The sequence below is a fragment of the Aquabacterium sp. genome (assembly GCF_029946005.1).
Taxonomy (GTDB): domain Bacteria; phylum Pseudomonadota; class Gammaproteobacteria; order Burkholderiales; family Burkholderiaceae_C; genus Aquabacterium.
The window spans coordinates 297,418-320,407 of sequence record NZ_JAQSDR010000006.1 but is presented as its reverse complement, the minus strand read 5'-3'; the positions used below and the strand labels follow the sequence as shown (position 1 = coordinate 320,407).

20 protein-coding genes are annotated in these 22,990 nt (G+C 64.0%); 8 read left to right on the top strand and 12 right to left on the bottom strand.

The window, feature by feature from the left end; genetic code table 11:
• Nucleotides 1–5 precede the first annotated feature (5 nt).
• Together PSV38_RS04500 and PSV38_RS04495 are read right to left on the bottom strand one after the other, a co-directional pair.
• On the bottom strand, nucleotides 6–755 hold the full coding sequence (locus PSV38_RS04500; RefSeq protein WP_300545323.1) for a sulfurtransferase: 750 nt from the start codon (nucleotides 753–755) through the stop codon (nucleotides 6–8).
• Between the two features lie 33 nt (nucleotides 756–788).
• Nucleotides 789–1,997 carry an alkane 1-monooxygenase gene (locus PSV38_RS04495; RefSeq protein ID WP_300545321.1) on the bottom strand — a complete coding sequence of 403 codons (1,209 nt, stop codon included), beginning with the start codon at nucleotides 1,995–1,997 and terminating at the stop codon, nucleotides 789–791.
• A 124-nt stretch (nucleotides 1,998–2,121) separates the two neighbouring features.
• Between PSV38_RS04495 and PSV38_RS04490 the strand changes: the two genes are divergently transcribed.
• Nucleotides 2,122–3,156, top strand: coding sequence for an AraC family transcriptional regulator (locus PSV38_RS04490; RefSeq protein ID WP_300545318.1), 1,035 nt, complete (start codon nucleotides 2,122–2,124; stop codon nucleotides 3,154–3,156).
• Nucleotides 3,157–3,194: 38 nt separating this feature from the next.
• Entirely contained in the window at nucleotides 3,195–6,740 is a 3,546-nt protein-coding gene (gene dnaE / locus PSV38_RS04485) for a DNA polymerase III subunit alpha (RefSeq protein WP_300545315.1), read from the top strand.
• 25 nt (nucleotides 6,741–6,765) lie between these two features.
• Here the strand turns inward: dnaE and PSV38_RS04480 are convergent, their stop codons facing one another.
• A complete protein-coding gene (locus tag PSV38_RS04480) occupies nucleotides 6,766–7,476 on the bottom strand; it encodes a glycine zipper 2TM domain-containing protein (RefSeq protein WP_300545313.1) in 711 nt (236 codons plus the stop codon).
• Between the two features lie 166 nt (nucleotides 7,477–7,642).
• Here PSV38_RS04480 and PSV38_RS04475 point away from each other — a divergent pair, with 166 nt between their 5' ends.
• Both PSV38_RS04475 and PSV38_RS04470 read left to right on the top strand, forming a co-directional pair.
• Entirely contained in the window at nucleotides 7,643–9,049 is a 1,407-nt protein-coding gene (locus tag PSV38_RS04475) for an argininosuccinate synthase (protein ID WP_300545311.1), read from the top strand.
• A gap of 71 nt (nucleotides 9,050–9,120) precedes the next feature.
• Entirely contained in the window at nucleotides 9,121–9,438 is a 318-nt protein-coding gene (locus tag PSV38_RS04470) for a pyrimidine/purine nucleoside phosphorylase (RefSeq protein ID WP_300545309.1), read from the top strand.
• Nucleotides 9,439–9,468: 30 nt separating this feature from the next.
• On the opposite strand, the gene PSV38_RS04465 is transcribed toward PSV38_RS04470, so the two are convergent.
• The 5 genes from PSV38_RS04465 to murB all read right to left on the bottom strand — a co-directional run bounded on the left by PSV38_RS04465 (nucleotide 9,469) and on the right by murB (nucleotide 16,000).
• A complete protein-coding gene (locus PSV38_RS04465) occupies nucleotides 9,469–9,945 on the bottom strand; it encodes a hypothetical protein (protein ID WP_300545307.1) in 477 nt (158 codons plus the stop codon).
• Entirely contained in the window at nucleotides 9,942–10,790 is an 849-nt protein-coding gene (locus tag PSV38_RS04460; protein ID WP_300545305.1) for a CsgG/HfaB family protein, read from the bottom strand. Before PSV38_RS04460 ends, PSV38_RS04465 begins: the two co-directional genes overlap by 4 nt.
• A 119-nt stretch (nucleotides 10,791–10,909) precedes the next feature.
• Nucleotides 10,910–13,234: a CHASE2 domain-containing protein gene (locus PSV38_RS04455; protein WP_300545303.1), complete on the bottom strand. Its 2,325-nt coding sequence runs from the start codon at nucleotides 13,232–13,234 to the stop codon at nucleotides 10,910–10,912.
• The gene (locus PSV38_RS04450) at nucleotides 13,231–14,904 is read right to left on the bottom strand and encodes a FecR domain-containing protein (protein WP_300545301.1); all 1,674 of its coding nucleotides are present in this window, start codon (nucleotides 14,902–14,904) and stop codon (nucleotides 13,231–13,233) included. The genes PSV38_RS04455 and PSV38_RS04450 overlap by 4 nt, the downstream gene beginning before the upstream one ends.
• Nucleotides 14,905–14,983: 79 nt before the next feature.
• Nucleotides 14,984–16,000 carry a UDP-N-acetylmuramate dehydrogenase gene (gene murB / locus PSV38_RS04445; RefSeq protein WP_300545567.1) on the bottom strand — a complete coding sequence of 339 codons (1,017 nt, stop codon included), beginning with the start codon at nucleotides 15,998–16,000 and terminating at the stop codon, nucleotides 14,984–14,986.
• 45 nt (nucleotides 16,001–16,045) lie between these two features.
• Here murB and PSV38_RS04440 point away from each other — a divergent pair, with 45 nt between their 5' ends.
• The 4 genes from PSV38_RS04440 to PSV38_RS04425 are packed head-to-tail and all read left to right on the top strand — an operon-like array spanning nucleotide 16,046 to nucleotide 19,689.
• Nucleotides 16,046–16,531, top strand: a complete 486-nt coding sequence (locus PSV38_RS04440; protein ID WP_300545299.1) for a YajQ family cyclic di-GMP-binding protein — start codon at nucleotides 16,046–16,048, stop codon at nucleotides 16,529–16,531.
• 42 nt (nucleotides 16,532–16,573) lie between these two features.
• Complete coding sequence (locus tag PSV38_RS04435; protein ID WP_366526638.1) at nucleotides 16,574–17,248, top strand: retropepsin-like aspartic protease; 675 nt, start codon at nucleotides 16,574–16,576, stop codon at nucleotides 17,246–17,248.
• A 23-nt stretch (nucleotides 17,249–17,271) separates the two neighbouring features.
• Entirely contained in the window at nucleotides 17,272–18,471 is a 1,200-nt protein-coding gene (locus PSV38_RS04430) for an acyl-CoA dehydrogenase family protein (protein WP_300545297.1), read from the top strand.
• Nucleotides 18,472–18,501: 30 nt separating this feature from the next.
• Nucleotides 18,502–19,689 carry an acyl-CoA dehydrogenase family protein gene (locus PSV38_RS04425; protein ID WP_300545295.1) on the top strand — a complete coding sequence of 396 codons (1,188 nt, stop codon included), beginning with the start codon at nucleotides 18,502–18,504 and terminating at the stop codon, nucleotides 19,687–19,689.
• Between the two features lie 15 nt (nucleotides 19,690–19,704).
• Here PSV38_RS04425 and PSV38_RS04420 read toward each other — a convergent pair whose 3' ends face one another.
• Genes PSV38_RS04420 through PSV38_RS04405 form a run of 4 tightly spaced genes read right to left on the bottom strand, consistent with a single transcriptional unit; the run spans nucleotide 19,705 to nucleotide 22,982 of the window.
• The gene (locus PSV38_RS04420) at nucleotides 19,705–20,433 is read right to left on the bottom strand and encodes an amino acid ABC transporter ATP-binding protein (protein ID WP_300545562.1); all 729 of its coding nucleotides are present in this window, start codon (nucleotides 20,431–20,433) and stop codon (nucleotides 19,705–19,707) included.
• A gap of 22 nt (nucleotides 20,434–20,455) precedes the next feature.
• A complete protein-coding gene (gene gltK / locus PSV38_RS04415) occupies nucleotides 20,456–21,139 on the bottom strand; it encodes a glutamate/aspartate ABC transporter permease GltK (protein ID WP_300545292.1) in 684 nt (227 codons plus the stop codon).
• 17 nt (nucleotides 21,140–21,156) lie between these two features.
• On the bottom strand, nucleotides 21,157–21,894 hold the full coding sequence (locus PSV38_RS04410) for an amino acid ABC transporter permease (protein ID WP_300545290.1): 738 nt from the start codon (nucleotides 21,892–21,894) through the stop codon (nucleotides 21,157–21,159).
• A 2-nt stretch (nucleotides 21,895–21,896) separates the two neighbouring features.
• Nucleotides 21,897–22,982, bottom strand: a complete 1,086-nt coding sequence (locus PSV38_RS04405; RefSeq protein WP_300545288.1) for a type II asparaginase — start codon at nucleotides 22,980–22,982, stop codon at nucleotides 21,897–21,899.
• Between the last annotated feature and the right edge of the window lie 8 nt (nucleotides 22,983–22,990).

The window sequence follows — 22,990 nt, the reverse complement described above, 5'->3', positions numbered from 1 at the left end:
GTTTGTCAGCGGCCTGGCGCCAAATCCGCCCCCAGCGCTTCTCGCTCATCGAACACGAAGCAAGTGCCCTGGTAGTGCGCCCCGCCCGCCAGCTCAAAGTACTTGAGGATGCCGCCGTCCAGCTGGTAGACATGGTCCACGCCGGCCTCGGCCATGAACAGGGCCGCTTTTTCGCAGCGGATGCCGCCGGTGCAAAAGCTCACCACGGTCTTGCCTTGGAAACCATCCTTGTGGGCCAGCACCTGGTCCGGGAACTCGCTGAATTTGCCCAGGCGCCAGTCAATGGCGCCCTCGAAGGTGCCGAAATCCACCTCGAAGGCATTGCGCGTGTCCAGCGTGACGACCTCGCGGCCGTCGTCGTCATGGCCCTGGTCCAGCCAGCGCTTCAGAGTGGGCGCGTCCACGGCGGGCGCGCGGCCTTCTGCCCCTTCCACATCCGGGCGGATGGTGGGGTGGTTCATGCGGATGATCTCGTTCTTAACCTTGACCAGCAGCCTTTTGAACGGCGTCGTTTCTGACCAGCTTTCTTTGGGCGCGATGTGCGTGAATCGCGGGTCGGACTGCAGGTCAGTCACCCAGGCTCGCACCGCTTCTGCCGGTCCGGCCAAGAAGAGGTTGATGCCCTCTTCGGCGATCAGCACGGTTCCCTTCAAGCCGAGTGTGTGGGCGCGCTCGTGAAGGCGCTCCCTCAGTGCGACCGTGTCATTCAGGGTCACGAACAGGTAAGACGAGATGTTCAGGATGGCGTGCTGCATGGACCCATTGTAGAAAGGTCGGCCGCAGCACACTCAAGCGGCCGCGAGCCGATCGCCTTCTGCGCCACCCTCGCTCAGCCCATGGCGGCGCATCAGCCTGGCCCGCTTGGCGGGCAGGAAATTGATGCGGCTCACTTCACCGCCTGTGGCCTTGAGGAGCAAGGGGTCCATGACGGCATACCAGAGCGGCGGCACATAGGCCACCAGGAACATGCCGAAGTAGCCGGAGGGCAGGGTGGGCAGGTCCGGGAAGTCGCGCAGCGACTGGTAGCTGCGCGTGGGGTTGGCGTGGTGGTCCGAATGGCGCTGCAACTGGAAGACCACGAGGTTGGACACCAAGTGGTTGCTGTTCCACGAGTGATGCGGCTGGCAAGGTTCGTAGCGGCCATTGGGCAGTTTCTGACGCAGCAAGCCGTAGTGCTCGATGTAGTTGGCCGAGGTCAGCTGGAAAGCGCCCCAGAACGCCACGATGGCCAGGATGGGCACCATCTTCGGGCCGAACACGGCGATCAGCCCACCATACAGGCCGATGGTCAGCAAGCCCGCCTGAATGATCTCGTTGTCCAGGCTCCAGACAGATTGCCCCTTGCGCTCCAGGCGCTCTGCTTCCAGGTCCCAGGCGCGAAAGTAGGCGCCGGGCATTTCGCGGAACACGAAGCGGTAGATGCTTTCGCCCATCTTGGACGAGGCGGGGTCTTCCGGGGTCGACACATGGCGGTGGTGGCCCCGGTTGTGCTCGATCGAGAAGTGCCCATAAGCGCACAGTGCCGAGTTGAACAAAGCGACCTTGCGGCCCAACCAGTCCTTCTTGTGGCCCAGTTCGTGGCTGAGGGTCAGGCTCGCGCCCTGCATCGAACCTGTGAACAGGGCGGTGGCCAGCCAGGCGTACCAGGGCAGCTCATGGGTGGCCAGGAAGACCACGTTGAACAGGGTGGTGCCCCACAGCACCGGCACCACCGCGTAGGTGATCCAGCGGTAATAGCGGTCGGCTTCCAGCCGGGGCACGGCGGCCTCCGGTGGGTTGCTCTTGTCTTCGTAGAAGATGGCATCCAGCAGCGGAACGCCGAGGTACACCATGATCGGGCCGGCGAAGAACCACAGCGGGTGGCTGTGGCCCAGCAGGTAGGCGGCAGGGCCAATCATGGCCGTGAGCGGAAAGAGCACGGACAGCAGCCAGAGGGCTTTTTTGCGGTCACGGTAGGTGGTCGGGTCGGTGGGTGCCATTGGCAGGGCGGCGGGCATGGGGTGTCTCCTCAGATGCGGTGGTCCGTGGTGCGACTGTGCGTTTTCCTCTACAGACGCGACACCGCCTGTGCTGGCAGAATTTCGTCATTTGGTGACACTGCGGTCGAGCGAAGGAATGGCAATGCACACGCCTGTGGATTGGCTGAAGCCGGCATTGCACCCGGTCTACGCCCGCTTGATTTGCGCCGAACTGCGCCGCCAGGGCTTCAGCGAGGCCGAGATCCTGCATGGCACCCGGCTGGACTGGGCCACCTTGCACGGCGGCAATCTGTTCATGAGCTTCGAACACACCCGCCGTTTGATCGTTCGGGCGCAGGCCCTGGTCGGAGGGCCTTGGCTGGGCTTGTTGGTGGGCCAAAGCACGCAGGTGTCGGCCCACGGTGCGCTGGGCTATGCGGGCATGGCCGCCAGCGATGTGGCGCAGGTGCTGGAACTGATGCAACGGTTTTTTGAGGTGCGCCAGCGTGTGGCGCGCTTCGACGTGAGCATCGCGAGCGGGCTGACGCTGACGATGGTTGAGTTGCTGTCCGCCCCCGAGGTGCGCGAGTACCTCATGGGCCATTTCACCGCCGGGGTGACGCGGGTGCTGGAGACCATCACCGGTCAGGACGTGCGCGCCCATGTCACCGTGCACTGGCCCTTCGCCGAGGCTGCCGGGGTCGAGCACTACCGCCGTTTCTTTCCGCGCAGCGAGTTCGGGTCAGACCAGTTGCGCATCGACTTGCCGATGCAGTTGCTGCATTGCCCGGGCCTGGCGTCAGACCCCGAGGCCTACCGCCTCGCCTTGCGCGACTGCGAACGCCAACTCGCCCAGCAGCGTTTGGGCACGGTGGCTTCGCGCGTGCAGCAACGCCTGCTGGATGGCGCGGGCCAGTATCCCTCGCTGGTCGACATGGCCAAGCTGGAGCACGTCTCCCCGCGCACCCTGATCCGCCACCTCGGGGACGAAGGCATGAGCTACCAGCGCCTGCTGGACTCCGTGCGTGAAGAGCTGGCCTGCTGGCAGTTGGTGCACACCACGCTGAGCATCGAGGCCATCGCCGACAGCCTGGGCTACCAAGACACCTCCAACTTCAGCCGCACCTTCCGGCGCTGGCTGGGCATGACGCCCAAGGCCTTCCGCGATGCCCGGGACGATGTGAACAGCATGGGTTAACGGACAGCCAACCCCGGGCGCTCTCTACAATCCCGCCCATGCCCTTCATTCACCTGCGCACCCACACCGAGTTTTCTGTCGTCGATGGCACCTTGCGCATCGACGACCTGGTCGCTGCCGCCAAAGACGACCGCCAGCCCGCCCTGGCCATCACCGACCTGAGCAACCTGTTCGGTGCGGTCAAGTTTTATTCCGCAGCGCGGAAAAAAGGCTTGCAACCCATCATCGGCGCCGACGTCTGGCTGGAGGCCGACGAGCCCCAGCGCCCCGCCTCGCGTTTATTGCTGCTCATCCAGAACAGCCAGGGTTACCTGCATTTGAGCGAGCTGTTGGGTGACGCCTGGACGGCCCCCGGCCAGCGCACGCACGCCACCGTGAGCTGGGCCAATCTGCAGGCCAAGTCAGCGGGGTTGATCGCCCTGTCTGGCGCCGAGATGGGTGTCATTGGTCAAGCCCTCACGCAAGGCGATCTGGCGCGTGCGGAAGCTTTGGCACAGCGCCTGGGCGGCATTTTCGAAGGGCGCTTCTACATCGAGCTGCAGCGCTCGGGCCATGGCGCCAACGAGACCTACATCCGGGTCGCCGTGCCTTTGGCCTCGCGCCTGGGCCTGCCCGTGGTGGCCACCCACCCCGTGCAGTTTTTGACGCCCGATGATTTCGAGGCGCATGAAGCGCGCGTGTGCATCGCCGAGGGCGAAACCCTTGGCAACCCGCGCCGGGTCAAGAAGTTCACGCGCGAGCAGTACTTCAAAACGCAAGCGCAGATGGAGGCCCTGTTCGCCGACATCCCCTCGGCCGTGGCCAACACCTCGGCCATCGCCCGCCGCTGTGGGCTGACCTTGGTGCTGGGCAAGCCGCAACTGCCCGACTTCCCCACGCCCATCCTGGAAGACGGGCCGGACCAGGGCAAGCCCATGCCCATGTCGGACTACTTCCGCGTGCTGTCCTTCGAAGGCCTGGAAGAGCGCCTGAGGCACCTCTTCCCCGATGAAGCGGTGCGCGAGGGCAGGCGGCCCGAGTACGTGGCGCGGCTTGAGTTCGAGATCAACACGATCCTGAAGATGGGCTTCCCGGGCTACTTCCTGATCGTGGCCGACTTCATCAACTGGGCCAAGAACAACGGCTGCCCCGTCGGCCCGGGCCGGGGTTCCGGCGCTGGTTCGCTGGTGGCCTACGCGCTGAAGATCACCGACCTGGACCCGCTGCAGTACAACCTGCTGTTCGAGCGTTTCCTGAACCCCGAACGGGTCTCGATGCCCGACTTCGACATCGACTTTTGCCAAGGCAACCGCGACCGCGTCATTGACTACGTCAAGGACAAATACGGCCGCGAAGCGGTTTCGCAAATTGCCACCTTCGGCACCATGGCCGCCAAGGCCGCACTGCGCGACGTGGGCCGCGTGCTCGGCATGGGCTATGGCCACGTCGACAGCATTGCCAAGCTGATCCCCGCGCCACCCGGCAAGAGCGTGACGCTGGCCAGGGTGCCCGCCAACCCCGACCCCGGCGTCATCTACGCCCGCAAGGAAGCGCCCGAGCTGGAGCAGCGCGAGGCCGCCGAAGAAGAGGTGGCCGAGTTGCTGACCCTGGCCATGCGCGTGGAAGGCATGGTGCGCAACATCGGCATGCACGCCGGGGGTGTGTTGATCGCGCCGGGCAAGATCACCGACTTCTGCCCGCTGTACATGCAGCCGGGCAGCGACAGCGCCGTCAGCCAGTACGACAAGGACGACGTCGAAGCCATCGGCCTGGTCAAGTTCGACTTCCTGGGCCTGGCCACGCTGACCATTTTGGAGACCGCCAAAGACTTCATCATCGCGCGGCACCCGGACCAGAAGGACTTCGACTTCGCCAAGATCCCGCTGAAGGACGCGGCCACTTACCGGCTGCTTTCTGAAGGCAAGACGGTGGCCGTGTTCCAGCTTGAATCACGCGGCATGCAGGGCATGTTGCGGGATGCCAAGCCCAGCGTCTTCGAGGACATCATTGCCCTGGTGGCCTTGTACCGCCCCGGCCCCATGGACCTGATTCCTTCGTTCTGCGCGCGCAAGCACGGCCGCGAAGAGGTGGAGTACGCCCACCCCTTGATGGCCGAGGTGCTCAAGGAAACCTACGGGATCATGGTGTACCAGGAGCAGGTGATGCAGGTGGCCCAGAAGGTGGGCGGCTACTCGCTGGGCGGCGCCGACATGCTGCGCCGGGCCATGGGCAAGAAGAAGGTCGAGGAGATGGCCGAGCACCGCACGATCTTCGCGGAAGGTGCGGCCAAGAACGACATCAAGCCCGCCAAGGCCGATGAAATCTTCGACCTGATGGAGAAGTTCGCGGGCTACGGCTTCAACAAGTCGCACGCCGCGGCGTATGCCTTGCTGGCGTACCACACGGCCTGGCTGAAGGTGCACTACACGGCCGAATTCTTCGCGGGCAATATGAGCGTGTCGAGTGACGACACGGACAAGCTCAAGATCTTCCACGACGACGCCACGCAGAACTTCAACATCACCTTCACGCCGCCCAATGTCAACGCGGGCGCCTGGAAGTTCGAGCCGATCGACCACAAGACGATTTGCTATGCGCTGGGGGCCATCAAGGGCACGGGGCAAGGCGCCATCGAGGCCATCGTGGCCTGCCGCAACGAGGGCGGCCCCTTCACCAGCTTCTTCGATTTTTGCGCGCGGGTGGACCGCTCTCGCGTCAACAAACGCGTGGTCGAAGCCCTGATCAAGGCCGGTGCGTTCGACGCGCTGGAGCCGCACCGCGCGGGCCTGTTCGCCAGTGTGGCCCTGGCTTTTGACTACGCCGACACGCAACTGGCCAATGCCGATCAAGGCGGCCTGTTCGACTTTGGCGATTCACACGCGGCGTCCACCAACGAGCCCGACCTGGTGCTCAGCGAGCCCTGGGGTTTGAAGGAACAACTCACGCTGGAAAAAACCGCCATCGGTTTCTACCTGTCGGGCCACCTGTTTGACGAGGCGGAGGCTGAGGTGCGCCGCTTCGCCAAGCAGCGCATCGCCGACCTGCAGGACAGCCGCGAGGTGCAGGTGGTGACCGGCATCATCAGCGACTTGCGCGTCATCAATGGCACGCGGGGCCGCGTCGGCTTGTTCAAGCTGGACGACAAGAGCGAAAGCATCGAGGCCGTGGCCAACCAGGACACGCTGGACGCCAACAAGGAGTTGCTCAAGGACGATGAACTGGTGATCATCCAGGGCAAGGTGCAGACCGATCGTTTCTCGGGTGGCCTGCGCCTGAACGTGCAGCAGGTGTGGAGCCTGGCGGCGGCGCGTTGCCGCTTTGCGCGCTTCGTGCGGGTGACCGCCAAGAGTCAGCATTTGCCGGTGGCCGATGTGTTGCGCGAGTTCCCGGCGCGGCGTGTGCCCTCGGCCCAGCCCGATCAGCCAGAGACCATCCAAGGCCTGCCGATCCGTGTGGTGGTGGAGCGCCAGGCGGCCGAGTTGACGGCCCGGGGCGAGTTGGACCTGGGCGAATCAGCCCGCGTGTACCCCAGTGATCAGGCCCTGGCGCGATTCAAGGAGCTGATGCCGCTGGGCCAGGCCCAGATCGTGTACGGCGAAGGCTAAGGCCCGGGGCGAACCGCGTGGCGGCTCAATCCCAGCGGTGGTGCCCGCCACGGTCATGCCAACGGCGCTCCCCATGCCAGCCACGGGCGGGCGCACCGCCATAGATCACCACGCCCGGATTGGGCTGGTAGTAGGTGGCCGACCCCACGCCGGGCTCGTAGTAGGGCTCGGGCTGCGGCGCCATCGCCACGGGGCCGGGGTAGCCCACCGGGTTCACCGTCACTTGCAACGGGATGGTTCGGCCGGGCTCTTCATCCATCTGGGTGCTGTAGCGCTGGCCAGCGTATTCGTAGACCACGTCGTAGGCCACCACCTGGTTTTCGTAGGAGGCCTGCTGCTCGCAACGGCGCACCGAGCGTGTCATGTCTTGGCGGCCGTCGCTTTCGATGTGGTTGCCCAGCACCGCGCCGCCGATCACTCCGACGCCCGTGGCCAGCGCGTTGCCACCTCCCTTGCCCAGCGCATTGCCCACCACACCTCCGGCAATGGCGCCCAGCAAAGCCCCCGCGCCAGATGAGCGCGCAGGCTCTTGGTACAACTCATCACGGCAGATCTGGCGGGGCACGGCCACCTGCGCCACCACCGGCGTCGCCGAAATGACCTTGGCCTGCACGGTGGACGAGGTCGAACTGCGTGCGCCCATCACGGAGCCCACGCGGGGCCCGGCGGTCGCGGCGCCCGTGGCCAATGCGCAGGCCAAGGCTAGCAGCGTGTTCAGGGTGGGGCGGTGGTTCATGTTGAGCTCTCCATTGCGGACGGCACTGAACCGACCTTACAGCCTTCAACGGGTCGCCTTCAAGGCCGGTGGACAGGGTTGTTTGTGAATTGCGTAAAGATCGGTGAAGGCCACAGGCGCTCAGGGCGCCTAAAATGCGCGGTTATCTCAATCGCCAATCATCACCATGTCCAAGACTGTCAAGCCCGCCGCCAAGCCCGCGCAACCCGTGAAAGCCGCCGCGCCCACTGTGGCCGCTGCGCCCCAAGTCAAGAAAGTCGTCCTGGCTTATTCAGGCGGTCTGGACACCTCCATCATCCTGAAATGGCTGCAGGACGAGTACCACTGCGAAGTGGTCACTTTCACGGCCGACATCGGCCAGGGTGAAGAGATCGAGCCGGCGCGCGCCAAGGCCATCAAGATGGGCATCAAGCCCGAGAACATCTTCATCGAAGACCTGCGCGAAGAGTTCGTGCGCGACTACGTGTTCCCCATGTTCCGCGCCAACGCGCTGTACGAAGGCGAATACCTGCTGGGCACCTCCATCGCCCGCCCCCTGATCGCCAAGCGCCTGATCGACATCGCGCGCAAGACCAAGGGCGACGCCATCAGCCACGGCGCCACCGGCAAGGGCAACGACCAAGTCCGCTTCGAACTGGGTGCCTACGCCTTGATGCCCGGCGTGAAGGTGATCGCCCCCTGGCGCGAGTGGGACCTGCTGTCCCGCGAAAAGCTGTTGGCCTACGCCGACAAGCACGGCATCCCGGTTGATTTCAAGAAGCGCAAGGGCGGCGCCCCTTATTCGATGGACGCCAACCTGCTGCACATCAGCTACGAAGGTGGCGTGCTGGAAGACCCGAACTTCGAGCCCGAAGCCAATATGTGGCGCCTGACCGTGTCGCCCGAGAAGGCGCCCAACAAGCCGCAAATCATCGAGCTGACCTACGCCAAGGGTGACGTGGTCGCCATCGACGGCGTCAAGCTGTCGCCCGCGCAAGTGCTGACCAAGCTGAACGAAATCGGCGGCAAGCACTGCATTGGCCGCCTCGACAAGGTTGAGAACCGCTACGTCGGCATGAAGAGCCGTGGCTGCTACGAAACCCCGGGCGGCACCATCCTGCTGTCGGGCCACCGCGCCATCGAGTCGATCACGCTGGACCGCGAAGTGCTGTCCCTCAAGGACGACCTGATGCCCCGTTACGCCCGCCTGATCTACAACGGCTACTGGTTCAGCCCTGAGCGCGAACTGCTGCAAGGCCTGATCGACGCCAGCCAGGTCACCGTCAACGGCACGGTCAAGCTCAAGCTGTACAAGGGCACCATCCTTTGCACGGGCCGCGAATCCAAGACCGACAGCCTGTTCGACGCCAAGATCTCGACCTTCGACGACGACGGCGGCGCCTACAACCAAGCCGACGCGGCTGGCTTCATCAAGCTGAACGCCCTGCGCCTGCGCATTGGCGCCAACGTGAACGCCCAGCGTGCGGCCGCCGCCAAAGCCAAGGCCGACAAATCAGCGGCCCGCAAAACGGCTGCCAAGAAGCCTGCGGCCAAGAAATCCGTGGCCAAGCCCGCCGCCAAAAAGGCCGCTTGATTGGCGTGATTGACCCGGGTGACCACCGCGTGGTGGTCACCCTTCACTGAATTTCATCCGGAGATTTCTTCATGACCACCACCACCCTGGCTGGCACCGTCAGCACGCAGGCCAATGTTTACTTTGATGGCAAGTGCGTGTCACACACCGTGACGCTGGCCGATGGCACGCGCAAGAGCGTTGGCGTGATCCTGCCCGCCGCCTTGACCTTCAACACCGGCGCGCCCGAGATCATGGAAACCGTGGCCGGCCAATGCTCGATCAAGCTGAAGGGCGAGACCGAGTGGAAAACCTACGGCCCGGGCGAAAGCTACAACGTGCCCGGCGATTCGTCGTTCGAGATCAAGGTGGAAGGCGAGGCCTACCACTACATCTGCCACTTCGGCTGATCAGACCAAGCGGCTGATCAGAAACGCGGATCAGAAACGCGGTTCAGGGGCCTCGTCCATGGACTGAGGTTCACAGGCCATGGCGAGTGTGCCCAAGGACGTGTCGTTGTGGTCCAGCAATTCGCCTTCCAGCTCACCGCTCTGGCGGTCGATGGACAAGCGGATGGTGGCCAGCTTTTTGAGGTTGGGCTGCCAGACGATCCATTGACCGTGCACCCAGTCGTTGTAGTACTCGGTGCCCGGCAAGGGCAGCTTGTACAGCAGGGTGTAGGCCACTTGCGAGGCCTTGTAGCGAAGGCGCTCGCCCATAGGCAACACATTGGACTTTTGAATCAAGGCCGTGGTGTTGTTGTCACGCATGGCCAGGTCCAGCGTGGCGGCCTTGCTTTTCTGGCCCGCAGACAATTTGCCTTCGCAGCTCAGGTACAGGTTGAACTCGGCCGCGCTGGCGTGGCCGGTGATCAACAAGACGCCAGCCAGGCTGGCAAGGCGGATGGCGCAGTTCATTGGGCTTTTTTCTTGGGCTTGGCGACGGGCTTGGGTCTGGCGTCGAGTTCCTTGGACGCGGCGGTATCGCCACCTTGCACGCCCAATCGGCCACCCGTGCCCAAGCCACCCTTGACGGTTTGCGCCTTGTGGTTGCGCAAGGCCTTGACCATCTGGTTGTAGGAGTCGGCAAAGGCCGCCACCACGATCTTGCCTTGCGGGGTTTGCGAATAACCACCGCCGCCGCCCAGGCCGCCACCGCCGAACAGGGCGCCAAAGCCACCAAAGTCAAAATTCTTGGCGCTGCCTTCCGAGGCTGAGATCTGCACGCCAGAGCGGTTGTCCAGCAACAGCAGGGTGGTCGAGGCTTCATTGCGGCTCACGCTGCCAGCCAGGGCGCCAATCATGCCCAGGGTGCCACCGATGCCGAAAGCGTTGCCACCGCCGGTCTTGCCCGAGAACTGGATGGAGGGGGCCATGGTGTAGTCGGCGGCCACCATCTGGCCTTTGCCGAAGTTGCTGCCAGCGCGGCTTTCTTCACCACGTGCCAGGTCGCGCTCACGCATGAGGCTGTTCATGCTGCGGCCACGTTCAACGATCACGAAGCAATTGCTTTGCTGGATCATCATGCGCAGCACGGGCACGGTGGAGCCCAACTGGCGCTCGCGCAGCTGGTAGTACCAGGGGGCATTGGTGTCTTCTTCGATCGCCAGGGTGCCCAGTGTTTCACCACAGGACTCGAGCGCTGAATTTTGGCCTTCTGCGGAGCTGCCTCCGGCGGCGCCGGTCACGACGCCCTTGTTCTCGCCCATGGTTGGACCGGTTGAGCAACCGGACATCAGCACCAGGCTGGTGGCCAGCGCCATCGATGGGACAAGTCGTTTTTGGGAGGCTAAGCGCATGAAATTACCCCTGTGAAAATGCGGACTGGAGATGGTCAGCAAGCAGTATAGGTGGGCCCCCTGGGAAGAGGCTACCCCTCTCTCTAGGGAGGCGTGGGGCTGGGTAGCCACAGTTCAAAGCACGAGCCCTGGCCTGTTTCACTGTGGACTTGAACACGGCCCCCGTGGCGTCTGGCGACCGTGTCGATGAACACCAGTCCCAGGCCCACGCCCGCGGTGATTCGCCCGTGGGTGCTGCCTTCCAGTCGCTCATAGCGCCTGAAAAGTTTTTTCAGTTCGGCGGGCGGGATGCCTGGGCCCTGGTCGATCACGGCGATCACCCAGTAGCCTGGTTGGGGTCTCAACTGCAGTCGCACTTCGCTGCCCTTGGGGCTGAATTTGACCGCGTTGTTCAGCAAGTTGATCAACGCCCGGCGCACCAGCGAACGGTCCAGTGACAGCACGGGCGTCCATTCGGTGGGCCAATCCTTGACCAGGGTGATGTCCTTGACGCGGGCTTGCAGGTCCACCTCCTTCAAGGCTTGTTCGGCCACCTGCGTCACGTCCGTGGATTGCTGATAGATGGGGTGCTTCTCTGCCCGCATGATTTGCAGCAATTCATCGCACAGGGCCAGGGTGCTGCGGGCCAGCATGTCCACGTGTTCCAGGACTTCCTCAGGGGGCATGGCCGCGCTGGTCATGTGTTGCAGCTGCACCAGCGAGATCAGCGAAGCCTGGGGCGAGCGGATGTCGTGGGCGATGAATCCCAGCAGGTCGTCGCGTTGCTGTTCGATCAGGCGGATGGGGGTGATGTCGGCCAGGCACAGCACCAGCCAGGGCGCTTGGCCGACGGCAGACGGCAGTGGTGCGATGCGGGCCAGCACGTGCTGATCTTGCGGGCCGTGGACCTCGGTGATGATGACGCGCTCTTCGGCCAGGGCGCGCTCCAGCAGCATGGCCCAGCGCGGCGCATCGGTGGGCATCCACAGGGCCAGAAGGGCGTCCAGGGATTGGCCGGTCACGGTGTCCAGGTCCACCACGTCCAGCAGGGTGCCAAGTTGGGGATTGGCCTGGCGCACTTGCCCCCTGCCATCGACCACGAGCACGGCCTCGGGCATGGCTTTCAGGGTGTTGACCAGCAGTTGTCGTGCTTGTTGAAGGCGCACGTTGGCACTTTGGATGGCGGCGATGCGCCGTTCCACCTGGTCGCGGGGGACGCGCTGGTCTGGTGGTTCTGGGCTGGGCGGCTCGGTCGTGGCGGCCAGGCGCAGAATTTCTGCATCCAGGAAGTCCTTGGTGGTCTCCAGCCGACGCCAGCTCCAGACCGGGTAAGCCAGCAGCGCGGTCAGCATGTAGGTGGTGGGCGCGAACCACAGGCCTGCGGACAACAGCACGCAGGAGGCCAGGGCCACGCCGAGGGCCGACAGCACGGTCGCCAGCAATGCCTGGTTAGGCGACAGGCGAATGTAGGCAAACATCAGACCCAGGATCAAGCCTGCCGAAACCAGGCCGACCACCAGTGGGGGCGTGGGTCGCACCCAGTCCCCGGTGCGAAGCATCTGCAGCAGGTTGGCCGTGATCTCGACCGCGGGCATGGCTTGCGACAAACCTGACACTGGCGTTTGGTACCAGTCGCCCAGGCCGATGGCGCTGGCGCCGATCAACACGTACCTGCCCTTGAAGACGTTGGACGGAACCTCACCCCGCAGCACCGCCGCGAAGGAGACTTGCTTGACTGTGCCGGGGGGCCCGAGGTAGCGGACCAGCACGCGGTCGTCCCGCCGCCAGACCGGGCTGCCCATGACCGAGGATGGCGCTGGCTGGGCCTGGATCGAGGCGTGCATGGGCTCTCCCGCCACTTGAAGCAGGGCCAGTGCCATGTGGGGGTGACGGCCTGGTGCGATGCCCGCGTGCAAGGCGGCCCAGCGCAAGGTGCCATCCACGTCCAGTTCGGCATCGGCATGGGCCAGGTGCGCAGACTCGCGCAAGGCGGGGACAGGTTGCAACTCGCGCACCAGGCGCTGGGGCAGGGCTTCAAAGGTCAATGGCAAGACCACTTTGCCCGACTGTTGAATGGCTTGCGCCAGCACCTGGTCTTGCTCGGGATCGGGCGATGGTTCGCTCAGCAGCAGGTCCAGCAAGATGGCTTTGGGCTGAGCCTGATTGATCTGCTGGATCACCGTGGCGTGCAGGGCCCTGGGCCACGGCCATTGGCCCAGCTGCCGCAAGCTGGCTTCGTCAATGGTGACCAAAACGATGTCGTTGGGCGCGGGGCGGGACCACAGCGACAGCCCGGTGTCGTACGCGGCCTGGTCCAGGCGCCAGGTCCAGGAGCCGACGCCCAGCAACAGGGCCAGCAGCGCCAAGGCGGTAGACACGCCCAGCCATTCTCGGCGCCAGCGTGCGTGTCGAGCAAGGGATGTGCTCACCACGGACTGACCACCCGGCCACCATGGCCCGCACGCAGGCACTGGCCACTGCCGTCTTGAACACACTGAGGCAGTGAGACCACTTGCGGGGCGGTGAACGGGCCGACGAAGCCGTCAGCGTCAATGGCCTTGTAGCGGATGAACAGGCGTCCGCCCTGGTCGGGGCGGGCCACTTTGATGGTCGGTTCGGTCACGGCTTGCGTCACCAGCTGGTGCGCGAACGCTTCATCGGTGGCCAGCTGGAACTCGAAGGTCTGGCCAGGTTCGGCCGACCAGTTGAAGTGCAGGAACTGCTCGTCGACCTGGGGTGGTTCGGGTTGTGGGGGCGGGGCTTTCAACTGGAAAGACTGGGCGTCGCCAAAGGGGCCTTGGTCACCATTCGGGCGGATGCTGGCCACGCGCCACACATAGTCGCCCACCGGCAGGGACACTTCCTGCCGGGTGGTTTGAATGAAGCCGTTGTCGTGCACCAGGTGTCCAAAACTGCCGTCCTGGGCGATCTGAAGGTGGTAGCGGGCAGCATCGGGCTGCTCGGCCCAGGCCAAGGGCACGGCGGTGGCGCGCACTTTGCCACCCGGGGTGGGCCAGGAGGCAATGGGGGGTTCAGGTCGGGCTTTCAGGTGAAATGGCCGAAAGGCGTCTGGGCCTTCGATGCCCTGGGCATTGGCCACGCGCACGCGCAGGTGGTAGTGGGCGTCAGGCAGGTTGGCAAAGCGGAGTTCGGGCGTGGGCGAGGTGACTTCACCTTGCACTTGCCGGAAGGTGTCGTCTTTGGCCACTTGTGCACGGTACAAGGTGGCCCCCGGCACCGATGGCAGGTTGATGCGGACCACGATGCGTTCGTGCAGGGCCGCAACCGCAGACAGGTCGGGGCCTGGCGGGAGCTTTACCAGGGCAGCCGCGCCCTGGCGCTGATCCACGTGGGTGCCAAAGCCAGCCGCCAACCATTGTGCGGATTGGCGGGGCCGCGATGGGGTGCCGATCGAGACGGCGCCCTCCAGCACCTCGCTGCGGGTCACCTGTTGCGCTTCATCGACCGTGATCCGAAAGTAAGTGCCGCGCACGCCCAGCAAGGCTTGTGGTGTCTTGACCTCGAAGCGCGGCTCGCCACCGGTCATGTGGGCCACGAGGGCCTCAAGGCAACCCTGGATCAGGCGCAAGGAGGAGGCAAAGAATCCGGCTGATTCGTAGTGGTTGCTGCGCTCTACTTGCGCGGTGGTGGCCGACTGGATCCGCAGCACCGAGCCATCGGCCAGTTGAACCGTCACATAGCCATTCGCGCCCGTTTTGATCTCGGTGCCAGGGGCGATGGGGGCCCCCACTTGAGCGGGCATCGCTTTGCCGCGCGCTGGGGCTAGCGTGGCATCTCCGACCACGGCCAACACAGCGCCCTGCACCGGTGTGGACTTCATCAAAGCCAACGGAATGCGGATGCTGGACCCGATGGGGATGCGCCGGGGGTTGTCGATTCGGTTGAGTCTGGCAATTCGCGGCCAGTCGGCAGGGCGAAGCAGCATGGCTTGGCCAAGGCCGATCAAGGTGTCGCCAGCACGGGCCTGGTGGTGGTAGAGCGAACCGTCGTCTGCGGCGCTGGCTTGATGGTGAATGCCGCCAAGTCCTGCAGAGCATGCCAGCATGATGGCCCGGGCTGAGCGCTTGGCGTGCAGCATCGGCAAGACCTTTCCCCGTATTTATATTCGGACAAGCTTACGTCAAAGCCCGGGGCGCCACAAGGCGGGTGACGCGGCCTTACACCACCACGGGTTCGGGCTCCAGCCGGATGCCGAAGCGGCCGTAAACGCTTTCCTGAATCGCCCGTGCCAGGGTCAAGACTTCGGCCCCGATCGCGCCGCCTCGGTTGACCAGGACCAAGGCCTGTTTTTCATAGACACCCGCGCGGCCGATGGACTTGCCCTTCCAGCCACATGAGTCGATCAGCCAGCCAGCGGCCAGCTTGAAGCTGCCATCGGGGAGGGCGTAGTGCACGATCTCGGGGTCGCGGCCGATGATGTCGCGGCATTGTTCTGCCGTCACCACGGGGTTCTTGAAAAAGCTGCCCGCGTTGCCGATCACGGCCGGGTCGGGCAGCTTGGCGCGGCGGATGTCGCAGATCCAGTCAAAGATCTGGCGCGCATCGGGCTGGGTGATGCCGCTCTCAGCGATCTTTCGTTCCAGTTCGAGGTAGCCCAGCAGGGGCTTCCAGGGCCGTGGCAACCTGAGGCGAACCTTGGTGATGACGATTTTGCCCGCCAGTTCGTGCTTGAAGACGCTGTCACGGTAGGCGAAGTGGCAACGGTCCACGCCCAGGGTCACGGTGCGGCCGGTGGTCAGGTCCACCACGTCGACGGACTCCAGGCGGTCTTGCAATTCGACGCCATAAGCGCCAATGTTCTGCACGGGCGAGGCGCCCACCGTGCCGGGGATCAGGGCCAGGTTTTCCAGGCCGGGCAAGCCCTGGTCCATCGTCCAGGCCACGGTGTCGTGCCAGGACTCGCCGGCGCCCACCTCGACAATGAAGGCATCATTGCGGGTTTCCAGCAGGCGCTTGCCCATGATTTCGATCTTCAGCACGCACTGATCGACGTCCTGCGTGAGGACCAGATTGCTGCCGCCGCCCAGGATGAACTTGTGGGCGCGGCCGAATTCGGGGCTGTCGACGACTTTGCGCACGTCGGCCTCGGACGTGATCCGCACCAGGGTCCGTGCCACGGCGGGCAGGCCAAAGGTGTTGTAGGGTTTGAGGCTCGCGCCTCGATCGACAACCAGGGGTAAGTGCATGGCAGAATTTTCGCAGACCAAAGGAGACTTTTCATGCCCAGTTTTGACACCGTTTTAGACCCCAACCTGGTTGAAGTGCGCAATGCCGTCGACCAGACCACCAAGGAAATCGTCACGCGCTTCGATTTCAAGGGCACCAGCGCCAAGATCGAGATCAAGGAAAAAGAGATCACCGTGTTCGGCGACAGCGATTTCCAGCTCGACCAGGTGCGCGATGTGCTGACCTTGAAGATGAGCAAACGCAACGTCGATTCCCGTTTCCTGGACGTGGGCAAGCCCGAAAAAATGGGCGGGGACAAGGTCAAGCAAGTTATCACCGTCAAGGCGGGGATCGAGGCTGAATTGGCCAAGAAAATCAACAAACTGCTCAAAGACAGCAAGATCAAGGTCACCTCCAGCATCCAGGGTGACAGCATTCGGGTACAAGGCACCAAGCGCGACGATTTGCAGACGGCGATGGCCCTGATCCGCAAGGAGATCACCGAGGCGCCTTTGTCGTTTGACAATTTCCGCGACTGATTTTTTGACCAGGGCGGCCGGACCGCCCACAGGGAGACCTTCTTGACCACTTTGCACACCATGCCTGTGTCTTTGCGCCACGTCCTGGCTTTGTCCGCCTTGATCGCATTCACCTTGGGGGCGGCCCAGGCGCAGAGCGTGGCCATGACCGGTGGCATGGGCAGCAAGGCCTTGCTGGTGGTCGATGGCAGCCCGCCCAAAGCCGTGGGCGTGGGCGACACCTTCAAGGGCGTCAAGGTGATCAGCGTCAACAGCGACAAGACCGTGGTTGAGATGAAGGGCGTGCGCCACACCGTGGTGATGGGCGGCGCGCCGGTGAGCGTGGGCGGCTCGGGTGGCGGCGGCACGGGCAATCAGATCGTGCTGTCGGCGGCGTCGGGCGGGCATTTCATGTCACAGGGCACGATCAATGGTCGCGCGACACAGTTCATGGTGGACACCGGCGCCACGACCATCGCCATGGGCGTGGCCGAAGCCCAGCGCATGGGCATCAAATACCAGGATGGTGAGCGCTTCCAGGGCAGCACGGCCAATGGCATCGTCACGGGCTATGGCATCAAGCTGGCCAGCGTGCGCATCCAGGACGTCGAAATCTTCAATGTTGACGCGGCAGTGTTGCCTCAGTCCATGCCCTATATTTTGTTGGGCAACAGTTTTCTCTCGCGCTTTCAGATGAAGCGGGACAACGACACCCTGACCCTGACCAAGCGCTACTGACCACCGATTGAAAGGCCAATCCGATGGATCTGAATTTCACGCCTGAAGAGCAGGCCTTTCGTGGCGAGGTGCGGGCCTGGGTTCGTGCCCATTTGCCGACCCACATCTCGGACAAGGTGCACAAGGCCTTGCGCCTGGACAAGGCCGACCTGCAAGGCTGGGCGCGTATCCTGGGCGCCAAAGGCTGGCATGGCTGGGCCTGGCCCAGAGAGTTTGGCGGCCCGGGCTGGAATGCCGTGCAGCGTCACATTTTTGAAGAAGAGTGCGCCCTGGCTGGCGCGCCTCGCGTGGTGCCTTTCGGCCCCGTCATGGTGGCGCCCGTGATCATGGCCTTTGGCACGCCCGAGCAGCACCAGCGCTTCTTGCCCGGCATCATGAGCGGCGATGTGTGGTGGAGCCAGGGCTACAGCGAACCGGGTTCGGGCTCGGACCTGGCCTCGGTCAAGACCCGCGCCGAGCGCCAAGGTGACCAGTTCATCGTCAATGGCCAGAAGACTTGGACCACCTTGGGCCAGCATGGCGACTGGATCTTCTGCCTGGTGCGCACCAATTTTGAAGGCAAGCCGCAGGCTGGCATTTCCTTCCTGTTGATCGACATGACATCCCCCGGCGTCACCGTGCGGCCCATCATCACCATTGATGGTGAGCACGAGGTCAACGAGGTGTTCTTCGACAACGTCGAGGTGCCCGTCGAAAACTTGGTGGGCCAGGAAAACCAGGGCTGGACCTATGCCAAGTACTTGCTGGCGCACGAGCGCACCAACATCGCCGATGTGAACCGGGCCAAGCGCGAGCTGGAACGCCTCAAGCGCATCGCCGTGACAGAAGGCGTGTACGACGACCTGCGTTTCCGCGACCAGATTGCCTTGCTGGAGGTCGACATCGTGGCACTGGAGATGATGGTGTTGCGCGTGCTCGGTGCCGAAAAAGGCGGCAAGAAGGCCCTGGAGGTGGCTGGCCTGCTCAAGATCCGCGGCAGCGAAATCCAGCAGCGCTACACCGAGCTGATGATGCTGGCGGCGGGCCCCTATGCCGTGCCGTTTTTGTTCGAGGCGATGGAGGCCGGTTGGCAGGGCGATCAGTATTTCGCAGGCGGCTTCCCCGGCGGGGCGCTGCACGCGGCGCCTTTGGCTGCGAACTATTTCAACTACCGCAAGACCACGATCTACGGGGGCTCCAACGAAGTCCAACGCAACATCGTGGCCCAGACCCTGCTGGGCTGAGCGCCGACCCAAGACGAGGAGACCTTCCCCATGGATTTCGACTTCAACGATGACCAGGAACAGTTGCGCGACGCGGTGCGCAAATGGGTGAGCAAGGATTTCGGCTTCGAGCGCCGCCGTGCCATCGTCAAGGCGGGCGGCACGCAAGGTGGCCACTCGCCCGAGGTCTGGCAATCGCTGGCCGACCTAGGCCTGCTGGGCCTGGCGGTGCCGGGCGAGCATGGCGGCATGGACATGGGCCCGGTCGAGGCCATGGTGGTGATGGAAGAGTTGGGCCGTGGGCTGGTGCTGGCCCCTTACGCGGCGGTGGCATTGATGGGCGTGGCGGTGTTGCGTGACCACGTGCCAGCCGCCGTGCAAGCCCAATGGCTGCCGCGCATGGCCGAAGGCCGGGCACGCCTGGCCTTGGCCTACCAGGAGCGCCAGGCGCGTTATCGGCTCGATCACGTCACCACCACGGCGCAAGCGCAAGGCGAAACCTGGGTTCTGAATGGCAGCAAGAGCCTGGTGCCGGTGGGGGACGAGCACGATGGCGTGGCCGAAGGCTACATCGTGCCGGCGCGGGTGAGCGGGGCGGTCGATGAGCACCAAGGCATCGGCCTGTTCCTGGTCGAGCGCGGGGCGGCGGGCGTGCGCGTTCAGCCTCATCCCTTGCAAGACGGCAGCCGCGCCGCTGAGCTGACCCTGACGCAGTCACCCTCGACCCTGCTGGTGCCTGCGCTCAGCCAGGGCGCGCATCCGCTGGGTGGGCATGCCGTGCTCGAACACGCCACCGACATCGGCATCGCGGCCCTGTGCGCCGAGGCCGTGGGCGCGATGGAGCAGCTGCTGGCCACCACGGTGGATTACCTCAACACGCGCAAGCAGTTTGGCGTGGTCATCGGCAGCTTTCAGGCGTTGCGCCACCGCGTGGCCGACATGAAGATGCAGTTGGAGCTGGCCCGCTCGATGAGTTATTACGCCACGCTCAAGCTCACCGCACCCATGGCCGAGCGGCGCCGGGCGGTGTCACAAGCCAAGGTGCAATTGGGGCAGTCGATGCGCTTCGTGGGCCAGCAAGCCATTCAACTGCATGGCGGCATTGGCGTCACCGACGAGTACAGCGCGGGTCATTACGTCAAACGCCTCACCACCATCGAGTTGACCCTGGGCGACACCTTGCACCACCTGGGCGAGGTCTCGGCCCGCATGGAAGACACGGCCGGGGTGTTCGCTTGACCTGATCTTGGGCGATCAATGGTTCAAGATCTTGGCCAGAAATTGCTGGGCCCGGGGTGATTCAGGGTGGTCGAAGAACGCGTCCTTGGCGCGGTCTTCCACCACTTTGCCCGCGTCCATGAAGACCACGCGGTGTGCCACCTTGCGGGCAAAGCCCATCTCGTGCGTGACACACATCATGGTCATGCCTTCCTGCGCCAGCTCCACCATCACGTCCAGCACCTCGCCCACCATTTCGGGGTCGAGCGCGGAGGTGGGTTCGTCAAACAGCATCACGATGGGGTCCATGCTCAAGGCGCGGGCAATGGCCACGCGCTGCTGCTGGCCGCCTGACAACTGGCCCGGTGATTTCGCTGCCTGTGCTTTCAAGCCCACGCGTTCCAGCAGGCTCAGGGCTTTGGCCACGGACTCATCCTGACCCCGGCCCAGCACCTTGATCTGCGCCAGGGTGAGGTTGTCGATGACGCTCAAATGTGGGAACAACTCAAAATGCTGGAACACCATGCCGACCCGGCTGCGCAGTTTGGGCAGGTCGGTTGTGGGGTCGCCCACCGAGGTGCCATCCACGGTGACGCGGCCTGATTGAAAGGGCTCCAGGCCGTTCACGCATTTGATGAGGGTGGACTTGCCCGATCCGGAGGGACCGCACACCACGACCACCTCGCCTTTGGCCACCTGGGTGCTGCAATTGTTCAGGACTTGGAAGGTGCCGTAGTGCTTGGAGACGTTGTCGATGTCGATCATTGAGGCTTTCAAAAAGCAGGGCTCAGGGCTGGGCCAGACGGCGCTGCAGCCGCTGCACCAGGCTTGACAAGGCAAAGCACAAGACGAAGTAAACCGCGCCAGCGAACAGCAGCAACTCGATCAGGCGGCCATCGCGGTCACCGACCTTGTAGGCGGCGCCAAAGAAGTCGGCCAATGCCGACACGTAGACCAGCGAGGTGTCCTGAAAGAGCACGATGGCCTGGGTCAGCAGCAAGGGCAGCATGTTGCGCATGGCCTGAGGCAGGATCACCAGGCGCATGGCCTGGCCATGGCTCAAGCCCAGTGCCGAGGCCGCTGCCATCTGCCCCTTGGGCACACTCTGGATGCCCGCGCGGATGATCTCGGCGTAATAGGCCGACTCGAAGAGCGCAAAGCCCACCAGGGCCGAGGTCATGCGCACATCGGTGCCGGGGTCGAGCCTGAAAAACCCGGTGAGCAATTGCGGGATCACCAGGAAGAACCACAGCAGCACCATCACCAGGGGCACGGCGCGGAACAGGTTCACGTAGCCCGCGGCGAACCAGCGCAGCGGTGCGGAAGCCGACAGCCGCATCATCGCCAGCAAGGTGCCCCACACCATGCCCACCACCAAGGCCGTGGCGGTGATTTTCAGCGACACCACCATGCCCTCGGCCAGGAAGGGCAGGGCGTTGGGGATGGAGGACCAGTCGAATTCGTAAGCCATGCTGTGTCGACCTCCGCTCAAGAGCCCAGGTAGCCCGGCACCCTGAGCTTGCGCTCCAGTTGGTGCATCAGGGCCATCACCACGATGTTGATGGCCACGTACATCAGTGTCACGGCGATGAAGGATTCGTAGGGTTGTGCGGTGTAGTCCACCAGTTGCCGACCTTGCGCGGTCAGCTCCAGAAGGCCAATGGTCGAGCACACGGCCGAGTTTTTGAAGATGTTCAGGAGCTCCGAAGTCAAGGGTGGCACCACCAGCCTGAAGGCCATGGGCAGCAGCACATGCCGGTAAGTTTGCGGCAAGCTCAAGCCCAAAGCCAACGCGGCCTGGGTCTGGCCAACCGGCAGACTCTGGATGCCTGCGCGAACCTGCTCGCACACGCGGGCACTGGTGAACAGGCCCAGGCAGATGAAGGCCGCGCCGAACTGCTGAACCAACGGTGGCATCTGCTTGATGGCATTGCCCCACGACAGGGGCAGCAACTCCGGCACGATGAAATACCACACGAACAACTGCACCAGCAAAGGAATGTTGCGCAGCACTTCCACGTAGGCGGTGGCCACCCGCGACAGCCATTTGACGGGTGCGGTTCGCAGCACGCCCATCAGGCTACCGAGCACCAAGGCCAGCAGCCAGGCGCTCAAGGCCAGGGTGAGGGTCACCTGCAGGCCTGACCACATCCAGCTCCAGTAAGTGCTGCCATCGCCCATGGCGGTTTCTTGCGAGAACATCGCCCAGTTCCATTGGTAGTCCATGGTCAATATTCCATGAACATGCGCTGGATCTCTCGGCTGTCGTTGGTGCGGGTCAGCGCCAGTGAAGCCAGGATGCGGGCCTTCTGCGGGTTCAGGTCATGCGCCACCACCCAGTCGTACTGGTCGTCGGGTTGCTCGGCATTGCGCAGCACGAAGCCGCCGCCCATCACGCGGGCTGAACGGATGACCTGGATGCCTTGCAAGCGCAGTTCGCGCAAGGAGGGCACCACCGTGGCGGCCACTGAGCCATTGCCGGTGCCCGCGTGGATGAGCGCCTTGGCGCCTGACGCCGCGAAGGCCTTGTGCGCGGTGTCGTTGGCCGTGCCGTAGCCATAGGCGATGTCGACCTTGGGCAGCGTGGTGATGCGGTCGATGTTGAACTCGGACTGAAGGGTATGGCGTTTGACCGGGGCCCTGAACCAGTAGGTCTTGCCTTCAACCACCATGCCCAGCGCACCCCAAGGGCTCTTGAAAGCCTCGGTGCGGATGTTGATCGACTTGGTGACATCGCGCCCCGAGTGGACTTCGTCGTTCATCACCACCAGAACCCCTTTGTCGGCACTGCTGGCCGAGGCCGCCGTGGCCACTGCGTTGTACAGGTTCAGGGCGCCATCGGCCGACAAGGCCGTGCCTGGCCGCATCGAGCCCACCAACACGATGGGTTTGCGGGTGTGCACGGTCAGGGTCAGGAAGTAGGCGGTTTCTTCCAGCGTGTCGCTGCCATGCGTGATGACGATGCCATCAACATCGGCCTGCTTGGACAAGGCCGACACGCGCTTGGCCAAGGTCAGCAGGTGCTCGTTGGTCAGGCTTTCAGAGGCGATCTGGAAGACCTGCTCGCCGTGCACCGTGGCCAGGTTCGACAGCTCGGGCACGCTGGCCAGCAGTTTGTCCACCGGCACTTTGGCGGCCTGGTACGTGGCGCTGTTGGAGGCGGACGCACCGGCCCCCGCGATGGTGCCTCCCGTGGCAAGGATCACGACCTGGGCTTTCGCCGCGGTCTGCGCGTGGACCTGCTGCCAACAAGGCAAGAAACCCAGGGTCAAGGCCAGGCCCAGAAGCCGGTGCAGAAGCAGGGAGCGGTTCATCATGTGAG

Excerpts from the sequence above, each read along its gene's own strand:
- PSV38_RS04500 (WP_300545323.1), bottom strand. The coding sequence starts at position 755 with ATGCAGCACGCCATCCTGAACATCTCGTCTTACCTGTTCGTGACCCTG.
- PSV38_RS04495 (WP_300545321.1), bottom strand. The coding sequence starts at position 1,997 with ATGCCCGCCGCCCTGCCAATGGCACCCACCGACCCGACCACCTACCGT.
- PSV38_RS04490 (WP_300545318.1), top strand. The coding sequence starts at position 2,122 with ATGCACACGCCTGTGGATTGGCTGAAGCCGGCATTGCACCCGGTCTAC.
- dnaE (WP_300545315.1), top strand. The coding sequence starts at position 3,195 with ATGCCCTTCATTCACCTGCGCACCCACACCGAGTTTTCTGTCGTCGAT.
- PSV38_RS04480 (WP_300545313.1), bottom strand. The coding sequence starts at position 7,476 with ATGAACCACCGCCCCACCCTGAACACGCTGCTAGCCTTGGCCTGCGCA.
- PSV38_RS04475 (WP_300545311.1), top strand. The coding sequence starts at position 7,643 with ATGTCCAAGACTGTCAAGCCCGCCGCCAAGCCCGCGCAACCCGTGAAA.
- PSV38_RS04470 (WP_300545309.1), top strand. The coding sequence starts at position 9,121 with ATGACCACCACCACCCTGGCTGGCACCGTCAGCACGCAGGCCAATGTT.
- PSV38_RS04465 (WP_300545307.1), bottom strand. The coding sequence starts at position 9,945 with ATGAACTGCGCCATCCGCCTTGCCAGCCTGGCTGGCGTCTTGTTGATC.
- PSV38_RS04460 (WP_300545305.1), bottom strand. The coding sequence starts at position 10,790 with ATGGCGCTGGCCACCAGCCTGGTGCTGATGTCCGGTTGCTCAACCGGT.
- PSV38_RS04450 (WP_300545301.1), bottom strand. The coding sequence starts at position 14,904 with ATGCTGCACGCCAAGCGCTCAGCCCGGGCCATCATGCTGGCATGCTCT.
- PSV38_RS04440 (WP_300545299.1), top strand. The coding sequence starts at position 16,046 with ATGCCCAGTTTTGACACCGTTTTAGACCCCAACCTGGTTGAAGTGCGC.
- PSV38_RS04430 (WP_300545297.1), top strand. The coding sequence starts at position 17,272 with ATGGATCTGAATTTCACGCCTGAAGAGCAGGCCTTTCGTGGCGAGGTG.
- PSV38_RS04425 (WP_300545295.1), top strand. The coding sequence starts at position 18,502 with ATGGATTTCGACTTCAACGATGACCAGGAACAGTTGCGCGACGCGGTG.
- PSV38_RS04420 (WP_300545562.1), bottom strand. The coding sequence starts at position 20,433 with ATGATCGACATCGACAACGTCTCCAAGCACTACGGCACCTTCCAAGTC.
- gltK (WP_300545292.1), bottom strand. The coding sequence starts at position 21,139 with ATGGCTTACGAATTCGACTGGTCCTCCATCCCCAACGCCCTGCCCTTC.
- PSV38_RS04410 (WP_300545290.1), bottom strand. The coding sequence starts at position 21,894 with ATGGACTACCAATGGAACTGGGCGATGTTCTCGCAAGAAACCGCCATG.
- PSV38_RS04405 (WP_300545288.1), bottom strand. The coding sequence starts at position 22,982 with ATGAACCGCTCCCTGCTTCTGCACCGGCTTCTGGGCCTGGCCTTGACC.